This is a genomic window from Aminobacter aganoensis, from assembly GCF_014206975.1.
GTDB lineage: Bacteria > Pseudomonadota > Alphaproteobacteria > Rhizobiales > Rhizobiaceae > Aminobacter > Aminobacter aganoensis.
Genome location: NZ_JACHOU010000005.1, coordinates 164,657 through 181,694 on the forward strand (window position 1 = coordinate 164,657; position 17,038 = coordinate 181,694).

Sequence of the window (17,038 nt, forward strand, 5' to 3'; positions counted from 1 at the left end):
GCTGGCAGCCGCATGCTTATGCACAGCTTCACCACGTCCCTGGCCCAGCAGATCCGGTACGCCCGCGACGTCAATATGCTTGCGATTCCTTGCGTCATGCGACATTACAGCGCCGCGCGTTCCGTCGGGCGCGCAAAGCGGCGCGCGACCGCGCCTTTTCCGAACCGGAGACTTGAAGACATGGCCTTTCTTGCCGATGCCCTTTCCCGCGTTAAGCCTTCCGCGACCATCGCGGTCACGCAGAAAGCGCGCGAGCTGAAAAATGCGGGCCGTGACGTCATCGGCCTGGGCGCCGGCGAGCCGGACTTCGACACCCCCGACAATATCAAGAACGCGGCGATCGAAGCCATCCGCCGCGGCGAGACCAAGTATCCGCCGGTTTCCGGCATCGTCCCGCTGCGCGAGGCGATCGCCAGGAAGTTCAAGCGCGAGAACAACCTCGACTACAAGCCGGAGCAGACCATCGTCGGCACCGGCGGCAAGCAGATCCTGTTCAACGCCCTCATGGCGACGCTGAACCCGGGCGACGAGGTCATCATCCCCCGTCCCTACTGGGTTAGCTATCCCGAGATGGTGGCGATCTGCGGTGGCACGTCGGTGTTTGCCGAGACGAGCATCGACAACGGCTTCAAGCTGACCGCCGCGGAACTTGAGCGCAGGATCACGCCAAAGACCAAGTGGCTGCTGATGAACTCGCCGTCGAACCCGTCAGGCGCGGCCTACACCGAGGCCGAGCTGCGCGCCATTGCCGACGTGCTGCTCAAGCATCCGCATGTCTGGACGCTGACCGACGACATGTACGAGCACCTGACCTATGGCGACTTCGTTTTCAAGACCATCGCCGAGGTCGAGCCAGCGCTCTATGACCGCACGTTGACGATGAACGGCGTGTCCAAGGCCTATGCCATGACCGGCTGGCGCATCGGCTATGCCGCCGGCCCGATCCAGCTGATCAAGGCGATGGACATGATCCAGGGCCAGCAGACCTCGGGTGCCTGCACAATCGCCCAGTGGGCATCGGTGGAGGCGCTCAACGGCCCGCAGGACTTCATCGCCAAGAACAAGGCGATCTTCCAGGCCCGCCGCGACCTCGTCGTGTCGATGCTCAACCAGGCGCGCGGCATCACCTGCCCCTCGCCGGAAGGCGCGTTCTACGTCTATCCGTCCTGCGCCGGGCTGATCGGCAAGAAGACGCAAGCCGGCACCGTCATCACCAATGACGAGGTTTTCTGCTCGGAACTGCTCGAAGCCGAAGGCGTGGCAGTGGTGTTCGGATCGGCCTTCGGCCTCGGGCCGAATTTCCGCATCTCCTACGCCACCTCGGAAAAGACCCTCGAAGAGGCCTGCACGCGCATCCAGCGCTTTACCGCCTCTCTCGTCTGAGCCCGGCCGTATCGGACTGTTGGAAAACCCGGCTCCGGCCGGGTTTTTCTTTGCCGGCTGCGCGAATCGACCGAAACTGTCATGCGGCTGCCGGCAAGAATCTTCGATTCTCATACGCTGTTATACATTTGCATATTGCCGTTCCGGCCTGAACTCTGTTAATCTAAAGTAACTATATCCGCCGCGGCAGGCGGCGGTGTGCAGAGGCGTCCAGAGGCAGCAATTGTATCAGCATAGACAGCAGCAGCAGGGGCGAAGGAGCACAAGTTTGCTCACGCACTTGTTCTTGTTGCTGTTGACCGTTTTTGCTGCCCTTTCGGCCTCGGTTGCATCGAGTCAGGCGCATTTCAGCAATCAAGACGAAAGTCCTCAGCTTTCCGTCGGCGATGTGCCCTACACGGAACCCGCAGATCCTTTCGCACTTCTGGCCTGGGGCGATTCGTGCGTCCCGATGGCCGAAGGCAATTGCGACGGCGCCGACGACAGCGGCCTGCTTCGGGCCGGCCACGGCCTGCCGATCGCGGCCATCGACAGCGCCGCCTCGCCGGCTGGCTCGCCCTTCAATTTCCTGCGCGCACGAACGAGCGCACCCCGCGCCCCGCCAGCCCAGGCCTGACGGCGCAACGCGCCCCACCTGCGCCGCATGACCGGACAATACGCGACACATTCATAGGCTCGTCGCAGCTTGCCGGTCGTCCTCCCACGGGACTGCACGTCCCGACAAGTCTCAGGAATTGTCATGTCTAAGACTCACCCACTCGGATTCCGTATCGAACGCGATCTCAAGGAAGCGCTCGTCAAGGCGGCCAAGGACGATCACCGCTCGGTGTCGTCGATGGTCGAAATCATCATCGCAAGGTGGCTCCGCGACCGCGGCTACCTCGTCGAGAAGGAAGAGCGGGCCGCCTGAGCCCGCCTTGCCGGACAAACGGCCCGGCGGCGCCAATCGTGCCGCCGGGCAGCATCCGCAAGCAGCTTTCCGCCTGCGAACAGCGCCGGGCGCCAGCACAGGCCCCCGCTCTTCTGGCGCTGGCCTCACATCGTCTTTTGCGATGCAGCATCAATAGCTTCGAACACTTCGCGGCTGCTTCTACGACCAAAGTCATAATCCCAAAGCAGCGATGGATAACGCCCGCCTCCCGGCGTTATCACTTCGACCGTCGTTAGGTTCGGCGGATTCGCGCGGAGATTGCTCTCCAGGCCCTTTACCGCCGGCACTCTGGGAGGAGACAATTATGGCAATTTCGGCAACCGCCGGCGCTACCCGTCGCGGCATGTCGCGAGAAGAGAAGAAGGTCATCTTCGCTTCCTCGCTCGGCACCGTCTTCGAATGGTACGATTTCTACCTTTACGGTTCACTCGCCGCCTTCATCGGCGCGACCTTCTTCGCCTCGTATCCCGAGGCGACGCGCAACATCTTCGCGCTGCTCGCCTTCGCCGCCGGCTTCCTGGTGCGCCCCTTCGGCGCGCTGGTCTTCGGCCGCATCGGCGATCTCGTCGGCCGCAAATACACCTTCCTCGTCACCATCCTGATCATGGGCCTGTCGACGTTCTTCGTCGGCCTGCTGCCCGGCTCGGCCACCATCGGCATCGCCGCCCCGATCATCCTGATCGTGCTGCGCATGCTGCAGGGCCTGGCGCTCGGCGGTGAATATGGCGGCGCTGCGACCTATGTCGCCGAACACGCCCCCGACGACCGCCGCGGCTACTACACCTCGTGGATCCAGACCACGGCGACGCTCGGCCTGTTCCTGTCGCTGGTCGTCATCCTGGTGGTGCAGAGCTGGCTCGGCAAGGAGGCCTTCGCCGCCTGGGGCTGGCGCGTTCCGTTCCTGCTTTCCTTCATCCTGCTCGGCATCTCGGTGTGGATCCGTCTATCGCTGTCGGAATCGCCGACCTTCCAGCGCATGAAGGAAGAGGGCAAGGGCTCCAAGGCGCCGCTGTCGGAAGCCTTCGGCCAGTGGAAGAACGCCAAGATCGCCCTGCTCGCGCTGTTCGGCCTCACCGCCGGCCAGGCCGTGGTGTGGTACTCGGGCCAGTTCTACGCACTGTTCTTCCTGCAGAACGTGCTCAAGGTCGACGCCCAGGCGGTCAACATCATGATCGCGATCTCGCTTCTGCTCGGCACCGGCTTCTTCGTGCTGTTCGGCTGGCTGTCCGACAAGATCGGCCGCAAGCCGATCATCATGGCCGGCCTTGCGCTCGCCATCGTCACCTACTTCCCGCTGTTCAAGGCGCTGACCTGGGCCGCAAACCCGGCACTCGCCACCGCCCAGCAGAACGTTCGCGCCACCGTCACTGCCGCTCCCGGCGACTGCAAGTTCCAGTTCAACCCGGTTGGCACCGCGAAGTTCACCACCTCCTGCGATATCGCCACGTCGTTCCTGACCAAGAACTCGGTTCCCTATGACGTCGTCGCGACGGCTGCTCCGGGCACCCCGGCAACCGTCAAGATCGGCGAGGAAACCGTCACCTCCTATGACGCCATCGCCGCCGGCGATGCCGCCAAGGCGAGCGACGCTGCCTTCGTCAAATCGGTCAACATCGCCCTCCACGACGCCGGCTATCCGCTGGTCCGTGGTACGGCCAAGGTTGCCGACCAGAAGCTCGACGCCTTCATCGCCGCCAATCCGGAACTGAAGCTCGACGCCGCCGCGGTCCGCGCCGGCGAAAAGACCACCGTTCCGACCGAACAGGCGATCAAGGACAAGCTGGTCACCGCCGAAGAGGCAGCCGGAGCTCCGGAGGTCGGGTTCTTCAACATCCCGGCCGGCGGCAGCTTCGCCATGGTCGCCGACCCGGCAGCCGTCAGCTGGCCGATGATCATCGCCATCCTCACCGTCCTGGTCATCTACGTGACCATGGTCTATGGCCCGATCGCGGCGATCCTGGTCGAGATGTTCCCGACCCGCATCCGCTACACCGGCATGTCGCTGCCCTATCACATCGGCAACGGCTGGTTCGGCGGCCTGCTGCCGGCAACCGCCTTCGCCATGAGTGCTGCGGCCGGCGACATCTACTACGGCCTGTGGTACCCGATCGCGATCGCGGCGATGACGCTCATTATCGGCACGCTGTTCGTCAAGGACACGCTCGGCACCGACCTCAACGCCAAGGACTGATCCTCGGCCACCAACGCTGAAAAGCCCGGCAGGTGCGAACCTGCCGGGCTTTTTCATTTCACAGACATGCCGAAAACGGCCGGCATCGATAGTCCTGGCTGGTCGGCCGGTGGCCTGAGGGCGCATGAGCGCTCGTCAGGGCCTCCTGCCTGCTGGCGCCGGTTCGAGAATTACCGCATAAGCACCAAACGTCTCCCCCAAGGTCGAAACCCATGACCCTGCATCTCAACACGCCTCTGCTCGAATCGCGGCCCCTCAGCCTGGCAGCGGGGCGGTCGGTCTGGCTGAAGATGGACGCCCTGCAGCCACCCGGCTCATTCAAGATCCGCGGCATCGGCGCCGCCTGCGAACACCATGCCAGCAGCGGCAAGCGCCGCTTCATCTCATCCTCAGGCGGCAACGCCGGCATCGCCGTTGCCTATGCCGGCCGGCGTCTGTCGATTCCCGTGTCGGTCTTCGTTCCCGAGACGACGACGGACAGGGCCAAGGCGCTGATCCGCCAGGAGGGCGCCGAGGTCATCGTCCACGGTGCCTCGTGGCAGGAGGCCAACGAACGCGCCCTGTCGGCGCTCGACGCGGAAACGGCGTTCATTCACCCCTTTGACGATCCGCTGCTCTGGGCCGGACATGCGACGATGATCGACGAAGTCGTCGCCAGCGGGCTGTCTTTCGATGCTGTCGCTCTGTCTGTCGGTGGTGGCGGTCTCATGGCCGGCGTTGCCCAGGGCCTGGCGCGCAACGACCTGGCACATGTCCCGATCATAGCTGTCGAGACCGACGGAGCGGCGTCGCTGGCTGCCGCGATGACGGCCGGTTGGCGGGTGCAACTGCCCGCCATCACCAGCATCGCCACCTCGCTCGGTGCCCGCGTCGTCAGCGAGCGCGCCTTCGAGCTGGCACAGAGCCGAGCAGTCGAGAGCGTCATCGTGCAAGACCGCGCCGCCGTCGAGGCCTGCCTGCGCTTCGTCGACGACCATCGCGTGCTGGTCGAGCCGGCTTGTGGCGCGACGCTCGCCCTCGCCTATACGCATCCAGCTTCACTGGCGCGCTTCGAACGCGTGCTGATGGTCGTCTGCGGCGGAGCGACGGCGACCCTTGCCCAGTTGCAGTCCTGGCAAGCCGCCTGACCGGCTCTGGCGAGATTGAGGCCGGTGGTTTCAAGCTTCCCGGCCCTCCCTTCATTGGCTCCGGCCTGGCGCTGGACCTGAGCAGGAGGTTCGGCCGCGACGGATGGCTCGCCTCCGAACCGGGCGGGCGCCTCATCCCCTTGCCCTCCCGGCAAAGCCGTGTGACGATGGGTACGACCGGGAGGAACACCAAAAACGTCATTGCCCGCGACGGCCGAACAGGCCGGCCGCCGCATTCAGGGAAAAATGCCTGAGTGGAGGTCAGCTCTCATGGGTAGTCGCGCCGGAGGAAGACGCACGGGACCGAAATGCATCGCCATCGTCGGTCCCTTTGCCAGCGGTAAAACCACTCTTCTTGAAGCCCTTCTCGCCCGCACGGGCGCCATTTCCAAGCAACAGCCGGTGTCGACCGGCAACACGGTGTCCGATCATTCGGCCGAGGCCCGCGCCCACGCGATGAGCGTCGAGGCGGTCTTTGCCACCACCCAGTTCATGGGCGAGAGCATCACCTTCGTCGACTGCCCCGGCTCGGTCGAGTTTGCCTTCGAGGCCGACCCCATCCTTGCTGCCTGCGACCTGGCGGTCGTGGTCGCCGAACCCGACGAGAAGAAGATCCCCGCCTTGCAGCTGATCATGCGCAAGCTCGACGAGCTCGGCGTGCCCCGCATCCTGTTCCTCAACAAGATCGACAAGGCGACGGCCGGCGTGCGCGACACGCTCAAGCTGTTGCAGCCGGTCAGCCGCACGCCCCTGCTGCTGCGCCAGATCCCGCTGCGCAAGGATGGCGTCGTCGTCGGCTCGATCGACCTGGCGCTGGAACGCGCCTATGTCTACCGCGAGTATGCCGAGAGCGAGATCGCCGAGATTCCCGGCGACGAGAAGGCGCGCGAGCTCGAAGCCCGCTTCGCCATGCTCGAAACCCTCGCCGACCACGACGACCAGCTGATGGAGCAGCTGCTCGAGGAGATCGAACCGCCGAAGGACGAGGTTTTCGACGACCTCGCCGCCGATCTGCGCGATGGCGCTGTCACCCCCGTGCTGATCGGCTCGGCCGAAAAGGGCAATGGCGCGCTCAGGCTGCTGAAGGCCATCCGCCACGACGCCCCCGATGTCGAGGCGACCCGCAAGCGGCTCGGCGTCACCGACGGCAGTGCGGCCATCGTCCAGGTGATGAAGACCATCCACACCTCGCATGCCGGCAAGCTGTCGGTGTCGCGCATCCTGTCCGGCCAGGTCGGCGACGGCGCCGAGCTGTGGCTCAATGCCACCGACACAGCGAAGGTTTCGGGCATCTACCGCATGCTCGGCAAGGACCAGTCCAAGCTCGCCAGCGCCGGTGCCGGCGAGACCGTGGCGCTCGGCAAGCTCGACAACGTCGCCACAGGCCAGACGCTGACCTCGGCCAAGGGCGGCATGAAGCCGCTCGTCAGCCTCGAGCCGCCAAAACCCGTCTACGCCTTCGCGCTGCGTCCCAAGGAGCGCAAGGACGAGGTCAAGATGTCGGCCGCCATCCAGCGCCTGGCCGAGGAAGACCCCTCGCTGACCCTGCACCACAACCAGGACTCGGCCGAAACCGTGCTGTCGGGCCATGGCGAGATGCATCTGAGGGTGGTGCGCGAGCGTCTCGAAGGCCGCAACCAGATCGCCGTCGAAGGCTATGCGCCGGCGGTGCCTTATCGCGAGACGATCCGCAAGGCCGTCCAGCAGCGCGGCCGCCACAAGAAGCAGTCTGGCGGCCACGGCCAGTTCGGCGATGTCGTCATCGAGATCAAGCCGCTGCCGCGCGGCTCGGGTTTCGAGTTCACCGACACGATCACCGGCGGCGTCGTGCCCAAGCAGTACATCCAGTCGGTCGAGGCCGGTGCGCGCGATTTCCTCAAGGTCGGCCCGCTCGGCTTTCCCGTCGTGGACATCGCGGTCAACCTGTCGGACGGCTCCTACCACAGCGTCGATTCCTCCGACATGGCGTTCCAGATGGCGGCCAAGATCGCGATGAAGGAAGGCATGCCCGGCTGTTCGCCGGTCCTGCTCGAACCCGTCATGAAGGTCGAGATCTTCACCCCCTCCGACGCCACCGCCCGCATCATCGCGCTGGTGCCGCAACGACGCGGCCAGATCCTCGGCTACGACGCGCGCGCCGACTGGCAAGGCTGGGACGTGGTCGAGGCGACGATGCCGCAATCCGAGATCGGCGACCTGATCATCGAGCTGCGCTCGGCGACCGCGGGTGCCGCCACCTACCGCGCCGAGTTCGACCACATGGCCGAACTCACCGGCCGCCTCGCCGACGAGGCGATGCAGTCGGCCGGCAAGGCCGCGTGACACGGGATGGACCGGGCGGCCCCATCGGCCGTCCGGACCTTCCTCCTCACGCTCTGTTGATCTTCAATGCGGCAAGCGAACGAAACACGGCAGCGTTCGCACACGTATGTGAACGTGACCGCGTTGATTTCGCTGTCCGCCGGGGCGACCTTGCGGACGGTCCCTTTGGAGAACCAAGCATGGCATTCGTACACCGCCGCCCGAACTGGGCGATCTCAGAAGACTTGGCCACGCCCGAGGAGATCTTCCTCAACCGCCGCTCGATCCTCGCCGGCATGGGGCTCGGCCTTGCCGCCGCCGCGCTGCCGCGGCCGGCTCGCGCCGAGGAAAAGGACCCGACGGCCGACCTCTATCCGGCCAAGCCGAACACGGCCTACAAGCTCGACCGCTCGCTGACGCCCGAAGAGATCAACGCCAACTACAACAACTTCTACGAATACGGCACCTATAAGGAAATCGCCGCCAACGCCCAGCAGCTCAAGACACGGCCGTGGGAGGTGCAAATCGGCGGTCTCGTCGACAAGCCGATGACGCTCGCCATCGACGACCTGATCAGGAAGTTCCCGCTGGAAACGCGGCTCTACCGCCACCGCTGCGTCGAGGCCTGGTCGATGACCATCCCGTGGAGCGGCTTTCCGCTGAAGGCGCTGGTGGCGATGACCAGCCCCAAGGCGGACGCGAAGTTCATCCGCTTCGAGACCTTCCTCGATCCGGAGATGGCGCCGGGACAGAACGACTTCGTCTATCCCTGGCCCTATGTTGAAGGCGTCACCATCGAGGAGGCAGCACTCGACCTGCCCTTCCTCGTTACCGGCGCCTATGACAAGCCGCTGGGCAAGCAGTTCGGCGCTCCGCTGCGTCTCGCGCTGCCGTGGAAATATGGCTTCAAGTCGATCAAGTCGATCCGCAAGATCGACTTCGTCGCCGAGCAGCCCGTCGGCCTGTGGGAAGCGATCCAGCCGAGCGAATACGGCTTCTGGGCGAACGTGAACCCCGACGTGCCGCACCCGCGCTGGAGCCAGGCCAGGGAACGTGTGCTGCATACCGGCGAACTGGTGCCGACGCAGCTGTTCAACGGCTACGCAGCAGATGTCGGCCAGCTCTATGCCGGCAAGGACCCGGCCAAGCTCTACATGTGAGCCTTACCCAGCCTTGATGTCGACATGCCACCACTTCGGCCGCCCGCCGCGGAACGAGTGGGCCGTCGGCTTGAATTCGAGCGAGCCGGGCTTGTCGAACGCCCCTACCAAAAGCGCCACGACCGGCGCGTCGTCGATGGCGCCGAGCGAACTACCGCAGGAGGCACAGAAAGCGCGGCTGGAATAATCCGACGAGCGATAGACCGACGGCGCGCCGCCCGGCCCGGTCCAACTCACCTTGTCGCTGGCGAACTCCACCCAGGCGGCGGTCAGGGCGCCGGTGTGACGCTGGCAGATGCGGCACGAGCAGGTATGCGGCTTGCCGGCCGGGCCAAGCGCCTGGAACCGGATGGCACCGCAAAGGCACCCTCCGCCATGGATCTTCGGCCTCGCTGCCGGTGTCTTGCTCATGCTGCCCCCACGATGCCTTCTGCCAGTGATCGGGAAAATGGAACCACAGGGCCGATATGGAGACGGCCCGCCAGAATCAAAAGCGGCGCCCGAGGCAATCTCGGGCACCGCTTTTTGCGGACCGTTCCGCGGGAGGCGGGACGGCAGGTCCGCCGCTACGTGGCCAACGTCTTGGGTCGTTGGCAAACTGCTGGACGCGGCGCTTTGCCTGAGCCCTTGGCCCGCTCGGGTGATGCCCCCATCTCCCGGCGCGCCATCACCGCGTCCATCCAAAAGCTAGGCGCGTCGCGGGGAACGGGGAACGTTACCCGGGGTTACATGTCACTGTTACGTGGGCTGGAGCGCCTGAATCCGGGCAACAAAAAAGCCGGATCCAAGAAGATCCGGCTGAGTTTGTTTGGAAGTGCCGATTAAGGCTAACCTCCAGAGGGGAACACTCGAGGGCGCTAATGGGAGGAGGAACGCGCCCTGGAGATGGTCAATATATGTGCTCTCCATGCCCAACAAACAAGCATCTATTTTGCAACGCACGCATGCAAAAAGGCGCGAGCTGTGGTCCAACAATGTTAGAGGCCCGATAGGACCAGAATTACCGCCGAAAACCGGCAGATATCGATGCTGCAATGCACATCACAAGACGCGCTGACGGCAAAAAGGCCGCCGAATTCCGTGCTGCAGTGCAATGCCGCCGGTTCGGGCAGCGGACGATCATTGTTGCGGCAGAACCGGCATCATGCGCACTCTCCAAGCAACCCGACCAATGGGAGTGCAGGCCTTGCGCAAACCGTCCGCAGTGCTCGGCAGTGCCGTCTTCTTCCTCGCCGCGCCCGGAATCGTCGCCGGGCTGGTGCCGTGGATGCTCACCGCCGGCTACGGCCTTGCCGTGGCCAATGCGGCTTTGGTGGTCCTGGGTGTGATGCTCGTCGCGGCCGGGCTGGGCGTGCTACTGCATGCCTTCGCCCGCTTCGCCATGGAGGGTTCGGGCACCCCTGCCCCGATCGCGCCGACCGAGCGGCTGGTCATCGGCGGCGCCTATCGCCACGTCCGCAACCCGATGTATGTGGCCATGCTGGCGATCATCCTCGGACAGGCACTGATCTTCGCGCACGGGCCGCTCGTCGCCTATGCGGCCGTCATCGGCGCCGCCATGGCCGCCTTCGTGCGTTTCTATGAAGAACCGGTCCTGGCCCACCGCTATGGCGGCCGATACGAGGCCTACCGCAGCAACGTTCCCGGCTGGCTGCCGCGTCTCACGCCCTGGCGCGGCGACGGCTGAGGCGGTGCCTGACGCCCGGCCTCAGAAGGCCCAGCTGCGCGCCTTGGAGATGACGAAGTCGCGGAACACATGCAGCTTAGCCTGTTCCTTCATCGTGTCCGGATAGGCGAAATAGGTGTCGAAGGACGGCACCTCGGTTTCGGGCAGGAGCTGCACCAGCCCGTCATCCTTGCCCACGACATAGTCGGGCAGCATGGCGATGCCGGCACCGGTCTGCACTGCCCGCTTGATCGACAGGATGTCGTTGATCTGCAGCGTCGGCACGCGCTGGCCGCCCTCGAAATCGCCCACCGTCTCGAGCCAGTTGAGCTCGCTCAGATGCGTCGGCACCGGCACGCCGAAGGTGACGATGCGGTGGCTCTTGAGTTCGGCGATCGACGCCGGCTTGCCGTATTTGTTGACGTAGGCTGGCGAGGCATAGAGGTGGAAATGCACGGTGAACAGCCGGCGCTGGATCAGGTCGGGCTGCTGCGGCTGGCGCAGGCGGATGGCGCAGTCGGCCTGGCGCATCGTCAGGTCGAGTTCCTCGTTGGCGAGGATCAGCTGCAGCTGGATGTCGGGATAGAGTTCGAGGAACTCCTGGACGCGCTCGGTCAGCCAGCCGGCGCCGAGGCCGACGGTCGTCGTCACGCGCAGCACGCCCGACGGCCTGTCCTTGGTCTCGGTCAGCCTGGTCTTGATCGTCTCGAGCTTCATCAGCACGTCGTGGGCAGTGCGAAACAGCATGTCGCCCTGCTCGGTCAGCACCAGGCCGCGCGCGTGGCGGTGGAACAGCGGCACGCCGATGTCGTGCTCAAGCGCGCTCACCTGGCGTGAAATGGCCGACTGCGACAGCCGCAGCGTCTCCGCCGCATGCGTGAAAGAACCAGCCTCCGCCGCAGCGTGGAACACGCGCAACTTATCCCAATCCAACGCCATTTTTCCCCTCTTATGCCAGGCGTCTGATCGGCCTATTCGGCCGCTTCGCGATGTACTTCAATTCCCGCCAGGTACTTTTCGGCCTCAAGCGCTGCCATGCAACCGAGGCCGGCCGCCGTCACCGCCTGGCGATAGATGTCGTCGGTGACGTCGCCCGCGGCAAACACGCCGGGCACGTTGGTGCGCGTCGAGTTCGCCTCGGTCCAGAGATAACCGTTCGGCTTCTGCTTCAGCTTGCCGACGAACAGTTCGACCGCCGGCGCATGGCCGATCGCCACGAACACGCCGTCGGTCGCCATTTCGGTGATCGCGCCGGTGTGCACGTTCTTGAGCCTGACGCCGTTGACCGACGGCGGCAGCGGCTTCTGCGCCGCAGCACCGACGATCTCCTCGACCGCCGAATCCCAGATCACCTTGATGTTGTCCTTGGCAAACAGCCGCTCCTGCAGGATACGCTCGGCGCGGAAATGGTCGCGCCGGTGCACCACCGTCACCGTCTTGGCGAGGTTGGAGAGGTAGAGCGATTCCTCGACGGCCGAATTGCCGCCGCCGACCACCACCACGTTCTTGCCGCGGTAGAAGAAGCCGTCGCAGGTGGCGCATGCCGAAACGCCAAAACCCTGGAACACCTGCTCGGAGGGCAGGCCAAGCCATTTGGCCTGGGCGCCGGTGGCGATGATCAACGCGTCGGCTGTGTAGACGGTGCCGGAATCGCCCTTGGCGCGGAACGGCCGGACGTCGAGGTCGACCTCGGTGATGATGTCGTGGACCATCTCGGTGCCGACATGCTCGGCCTGCGCCCGCATCTGGTCCATCAGCCAGGGCCCCTGGATAGGCTCGGCGAAGCCGGGATAGTTCTCTACCTCGGTGGTGATCATCAGCTGGCCGCCCTGCTGCATGCCGGCGACGAGCATCGGCTTGAGCATGGCGCGCGCCGCATAGATCGCTGCCGTGTATCCGGCAGGACCCGAACCGATGATAAGAACTGGCGCATGTTTGGCGGTCATCGTAAGGGCCTTCGTGGTCAATGGAAAAAGCAGCCCCCCGCAAAACGGGGCGCAGATCGCCTCTAATCTAGGTGTTCACCCCTGCCCCGCGCAAGGCGACAAGATGTTACTCCCCCGAAAGCTTGATCTTCGGGGGAACGCGCCCATGCCCGGCGTCGATTTCCTCAGCTTGGGCTTCCCAATGGCTGCGAGTGGTTTAATGACAAGGACGCGCAAGATTCTTGCGCGAGAGCTGGAGCGAACATGCCGATCAAGGCCGATCTCGACGCCATCGACTGGAAGATCCTGCGCGAACTGCAGGACGACGGCCGCATGACCAATGTCGAACTGTCGCGTCGCGTTGGCATCTCGGCGCCGCCCTGCCTGCGCCGGGTCAAGCGGCTGGAGGACGAAGGCATCATCCAGCGCTACCGCGCCCTGCTCAACGCCCCGGCACTTGGCATGGACGTCGTCGCCTTCTGCCTCGTCGGCCTCAACCGCCAGTCCGAGGTCGACCTCAAGGCCTTCGCCGACCGCACCCGCAACTGGCCGATCGTGCGCAGCGCCTGGATGGTCTCGGGCGAATCCGACTTCATGCTGCACTGCCTCGCGCCCGACCTCGGCACCTTCCAGACCTTCGTCATCGAGGAACTGACATCCTCGCCCAATGTCGACACCGTGCGCACGGCGCTGACGATCCGGCAGGTGAAGGATGAGGGACTGGTGGGGATCTAGGGGTGGGCCGCGAAAAGTGCCATGTAGGCACGCACGACCGCATCAGCTGAAAATTGCTGCTCAAGTGTGCGAAGCCCTGACGCGACCAGCTTTCTCGACATTTCAACATCATCCTGGACGCGGCCGATTTCCCTGGCAAACGCCTGGTGATCGCCGATGTCGACCATCAGTCCGTTGTCGCCGTCGCGCATGAACCAGGTCGGACCTTCCGACCGGGTTGAGACGACCGGAACATGCTGCGCCCAAGCTTCGAGGACCACATTGCCCAGGGGCTCGTGGCTGGACGCCATCGCGAAGCAATCACTGGCCGCGATGAAAGGCCTTGGATCTTTCTGCCAGCCGGCAAACCGAACACGGTCATCGACGCCGAGTTGTTCGGCCAGTGCACGCAGATTGCCTTCCTGTTCGCCATTCCCGATCAGCCACAGATAAGCCTTCGGCCGTTCGGCGAGCGCTTGTATGAGGACATCGAAGCCTTTGCGCGGCACGAAACGTCCCATGGAGGAAATGACGAACGCGTCTTCCGGCGTATTCATGGCACTGCGGCTGAAGGGCGCCACTCGCTCCATGTCAGTGAAATTGGAGATCACTTCGACACCGCGCATCCAGCCCATGGCCCTGACATGGCTGGCAATTCCCGGCGTATTGCAGACTACGGTGTCGATATTGCGGAACTTCTTCAATGTGGTCGGATAGTCGCCGAGACGTACCAGTCGATGCGGCTTAGGGTTTCCGGGCACGAGTTTGGCTCCCTTGGGCATCCATCCAAGGACACTGTTCGGTTTCCAATGTCTGATGAGCGCATTGACACGCAAGGGCAGCAAGAAGCGATCCAACGATGCGGTCCGGAAATGGCTCTCGATCACCTCCACCGAACTGTGAATGTTGTTCTTCCAGGCGCGATCAGGGCGGATCACGATTTTCTGTTGCACACCATGCTCAGCAAGTCCGTTGAGCAGATGGACAAAGAAACGTTCGGCTCCGCCATCCTTGCCGAAATGGAAATGCATTACCTTCATGGCTGCTGCTCGGCACGGCCTGACTTCGCGCCACGGTCGACGTCATCGACAGATGGCCTGGTCCGAAGTGCGTTGCGCTGATAGATTTTTGCTTCCGTCAGGAAGGAATAGACTGCGCCCGTCATTGCCTCGATGAACCCGGTGAAGCCGCATCGCCAAAGGCCATTGCGCAGGTAGAGGCGCAGGAAAAACATCGGCGGATTGAAAATGAGCCTGAAGCGACGTGGACCCTGCCCGGCCGCGACCAACTGATCGGCCTTGAGCGTGGAGTAGTTGTTTTCCTTGAGAATTTGCTGGTCCATGATGATTGGGCGGAAGTGAAGCAGACTGCCGGAAGGTGCAGCCTTGACGTGGCCATCAGGTCGGATGCCCTCATGGACTCGCTGGGACAGGTCGTAACGGCCGCGCCCACGACGAATGAGCCTGAGATTGCGCCGTTCGTGAACATGTGCCGGCGTGTAACCATATCCGATCAGGTAGGGGCGCCGAGCGATGCGCCATCCAACAACCGAGTCGTCGGCCGCCAAGAGCGCAGGCAGCGCGGCCCGAAGCGCATCGTCAAATCGCTCGTCCGCATCGATGTTGAAACACCAATCCTCTCGGCACAAATCGAGCGCGAACTGCTTTTGCCCGGCATAGCCGCGCCACTTTTCCGAGAAAAGCCTAATCGGCCAGCCCCGATCGATGTAGGATTGGATCAATGCCAACGTTCCGTCGGTGGATCCGGAATCCACAATCACGATGTCGCGGCAACCGCGCAGACTATCGATGCAGTTTCCGAGATAATCTTCTTCGTTCAGGCAGATGATGAACGCAGAAAGGGGAAGAGTGCTTTCCACGATTTTCCTTTTACTAGGCATGGGCCGTGCATTGCAATATTTGCATTAAATGGAGGTTGACTGAAAGGCAACGGGCGGACCAGACCTGCACCGAGCATTCCCCCTTATCCAGGGAACGATCCACATCATTTGGCGTGGCCTAGCACGCCTGTCAAACGAGTTGAACCACACTTTGCGCACGCGATCGGCTGAGTAACCCTCATAGAGTCTTGCGCCACGCCTCGCGGCAGTACATGAGATACCTGCCCGCATATCCAGCTACCTGCGAAGAAGAGTCGCTTGACCTACACATATGTCCCACCGCTGCTTCCCAGCCTAGCGCGCTGGCAAAAGATCTATAGCCGAAAGAAGGGCTTAAGTTGCCTACGCGCACTCGAATACGAAAAGCTTGTCCAATTGAGACTTGAAGGTTCATTGCTTGACGTTGGGGGCGGAGGAAACTCGCTCTATCGCGACATACTTCCGCAGTCCGTGAAATATGACTCACTCAACATCGATCCGAAAATCGACCCGACTTACCTGGTCGGCCCAAACGGCGTTTTTCCGATCGACGACAACAGCTACGCAACTTGCCTCTGTCTCAACACGCTCGAACACATTTACGACGCCCGTTTCGTCGTCGACGAAATCTACCGTGTGCTTGCGCCCAGCGGAACTGTTCACATTACAGTGCCATTCATCTTCCGTATCCATGGACATCCCGATGACTACTTCAGGGGAACGCCCAGTTGGTGGCGGGAGACCCTGACCCGCGCTGGCTTTTCCAAGATCGAGCTGCAGCCTCTGGTTTGGGGGCGCTACACCAGCGCCGGCAGCATCAGCGGTTACAGAGGCCTTTTCAAGCGTGGCCGTTTCCATCTTTCACACTTCTTCGATCTGCTTTACTCGAAAATCACCTTCGCCAGGGGCGACGGGCGCTATTCGGGACGTCGGGGTGAACGTATTTGTAGCGTGGCCCTCGGCTATTTCATAAGCGCCCAAAAATAGCCTACGGATCACTGATATGCCCAACTATTTTCGCAGCTTGAAGCTTCATTGGCGTCGCCTGCTCAACGTGCAGGAGATCACACTCGACGGTGTAAGGATCTCGACCTCTCCGGAAGCGTTGCCTCGCTTCATCCGTTCGGCTCTCTTCAAGGAAACATACGAAAGCCACGAACGCCAATTGGTCCGCGGATTGCTCGCGCCAAATGATCGAGTCCTGGAGATTGGCACCGGGATCGGTTTCGTCTCACTTCTGTGCGCGCGCTTATGTGGCGCTCAGAACGTCGTGTCGTATGAGGCCAACCCGTTGTTGGAGCAAATAATCCGTAACAACTATGCTCTGAACGGCCTGACACCCAACCTGCGCATGCGAGCCATCACCACCGACGGCGAACCAATCGCCTTCTTCAGGAGCGACAACATCGTCTCATCGTCCACCAAGGAACGGGGTGGCCACGCCGAGAAAATGTCAGTGCAAAGTGATCGCCTCGATGACGTTCTGGCCGAGCATCGACCAGATATCGTCATCATGGACGTCGAGGGGGCGGAAATCGAATTGTTGTCGAATTCCACACTGTCGGGCGTCAAGCATATCGTGGTCGAGATCCACCCCCACATCACCGGTGAGGATAAGGTCACCGCCATGCTTCAGGCGCTTCGGAACAAGGGCTTCACGCTTAAGGTCGAAGCGCACAAGACGATCTTGCTCAGCGCCGGATAGGACGCGCGACGGAACTGCCTGGCCAACGGCATTGATGCCGACAGCGTTGTGAGCCG

At 63.1% G+C, this 17,038-nt stretch carries 16 protein-coding genes; 11 read left to right on the forward strand and 5 right to left on the reverse strand.

The genetic code is table 11. The annotated features are described in order from the left end of the window. The first annotated feature begins 180 nt into the window (after positions 1-180). The 7 genes from GGR00_RS13260 to msrP all read left to right on the forward strand — a co-directional run bounded on the left by GGR00_RS13260 (position 181) and on the right by msrP (position 9,093). Positions 181-1,383 (forward strand): pyridoxal phosphate-dependent aminotransferase, encoded by a 1,203-nt coding sequence (locus tag GGR00_RS13260; protein WP_184699664.1) that lies wholly within the window; start codon positions 181-183, stop codon positions 1,381-1,383. A gap of 223 nt (positions 1,384-1,606) precedes the next feature. Then, positions 1,607-1,999, forward strand: a complete 393-nt coding sequence (locus GGR00_RS13265; RefSeq protein WP_156381076.1) for a hypothetical protein — start codon at positions 1,607-1,609, stop codon at positions 1,997-1,999. Positions 2,000-2,122: 123 nt separating this feature from the next. Further along, positions 2,123-2,293, forward strand: a complete 171-nt coding sequence (locus tag GGR00_RS13270; RefSeq protein WP_018428911.1) for a type II toxin-antitoxin system antitoxin — start codon at positions 2,123-2,125, stop codon at positions 2,291-2,293. Between the two features lie 325 nt (positions 2,294-2,618). Continuing rightward, on the forward strand, positions 2,619-4,505 hold the full coding sequence (locus tag GGR00_RS13275) for an MFS transporter (protein ID WP_055970327.1): 1,887 nt from the start codon (positions 2,619-2,621) through the stop codon (positions 4,503-4,505). A 212-nt stretch (positions 4,506-4,717) separates the two neighbouring features. Further along, positions 4,718-5,632: a pyridoxal-phosphate dependent enzyme gene (locus GGR00_RS13280; RefSeq protein ID WP_055970328.1), complete on the forward strand. Its 915-nt coding sequence runs from the start codon at positions 4,718-4,720 to the stop codon at positions 5,630-5,632. Between the two features lie 270 nt (positions 5,633-5,902). Further along, positions 5,903-7,954 carry an elongation factor G gene (locus GGR00_RS13285; RefSeq protein ID WP_184699665.1) on the forward strand — a complete coding sequence of 684 codons (2,052 nt, stop codon included), beginning with the start codon at positions 5,903-5,905 and terminating at the stop codon, positions 7,952-7,954. A gap of 179 nt (positions 7,955-8,133) precedes the next feature. Further along, positions 8,134-9,093 carry a protein-methionine-sulfoxide reductase catalytic subunit MsrP gene (gene msrP / locus GGR00_RS13290; protein WP_184699666.1) on the forward strand — a complete coding sequence of 320 codons (960 nt, stop codon included), beginning with the start codon at positions 8,134-8,136 and terminating at the stop codon, positions 9,091-9,093. A 3-nt stretch (positions 9,094-9,096) separates the two neighbouring features. Here the strand turns inward: msrP and GGR00_RS13295 are convergent, their stop codons facing one another. Then, positions 9,097-9,504, reverse strand: a complete 408-nt coding sequence (locus GGR00_RS13295) for a GFA family protein (RefSeq protein WP_055970332.1) — start codon at positions 9,502-9,504, stop codon at positions 9,097-9,099. Between the two features lie 775 nt (positions 9,505-10,279). Here GGR00_RS13295 and GGR00_RS13300 point away from each other — a divergent pair. Next, positions 10,280-10,780 (forward strand): methyltransferase family protein, encoded by a 501-nt coding sequence (locus GGR00_RS13300; protein ID WP_184699667.1) that lies wholly within the window; start codon positions 10,280-10,282, stop codon positions 10,778-10,780. A gap of 21 nt (positions 10,781-10,801) precedes the next feature. Here the strand turns inward: GGR00_RS13300 and GGR00_RS13305 are convergent, their stop codons facing one another. Continuing rightward, positions 10,802-11,698 (reverse strand): LysR family transcriptional regulator, encoded by an 897-nt coding sequence (locus tag GGR00_RS13305; RefSeq protein WP_184699668.1) that lies wholly within the window; start codon positions 11,696-11,698, stop codon positions 10,802-10,804. 32 nt (positions 11,699-11,730) lie between these two features. Next, positions 11,731-12,705, reverse strand: a complete 975-nt coding sequence (gene trxB, locus GGR00_RS13310) for a thioredoxin-disulfide reductase (protein ID WP_184699669.1) — start codon at positions 12,703-12,705, stop codon at positions 11,731-11,733. A gap of 243 nt (positions 12,706-12,948) precedes the next feature. Here trxB and GGR00_RS13315 point away from each other — a divergent pair, with 243 nt between their 5' ends. Further along, entirely contained in the window at positions 12,949-13,419 is a 471-nt protein-coding gene (locus tag GGR00_RS13315) for an Lrp/AsnC family transcriptional regulator (RefSeq protein ID WP_055970335.1), read from the forward strand. On the opposite strand, the gene GGR00_RS13320 is transcribed toward GGR00_RS13315, so the two are convergent. After that, entirely contained in the window at positions 13,416-14,438 is a 1,023-nt protein-coding gene (locus GGR00_RS13320) for a glycosyltransferase (protein ID WP_184699670.1), read from the reverse strand. The two genes, GGR00_RS13315 and GGR00_RS13320, sit on opposite strands and share 4 nt — an antisense overlap. Further along, positions 14,435-15,277, reverse strand: coding sequence for a glycosyltransferase family 2 protein (locus GGR00_RS13325; protein ID WP_343065548.1), 843 nt, complete (start codon positions 15,275-15,277; stop codon positions 14,435-14,437). Before GGR00_RS13325 ends, GGR00_RS13320 begins: the two co-directional genes overlap by 4 nt. 279 nt (positions 15,278-15,556) lie before the next feature. Between GGR00_RS13325 and GGR00_RS13330 the strand changes: the two genes are divergently transcribed. Both GGR00_RS13330 and GGR00_RS13335 read left to right on the forward strand, forming a co-directional pair. Continuing rightward, positions 15,557-16,264, forward strand: a complete 708-nt coding sequence (locus tag GGR00_RS13330; protein ID WP_162244885.1) for a methyltransferase domain-containing protein — start codon at positions 15,557-15,559, stop codon at positions 16,262-16,264. Between the two features lie 16 nt (positions 16,265-16,280). Next, complete coding sequence (locus tag GGR00_RS13335; protein ID WP_055970342.1) at positions 16,281-16,982, forward strand: FkbM family methyltransferase; 702 nt, start codon at positions 16,281-16,283, stop codon at positions 16,980-16,982. Positions 16,983-17,038: the final 56 nt, after the last annotated feature.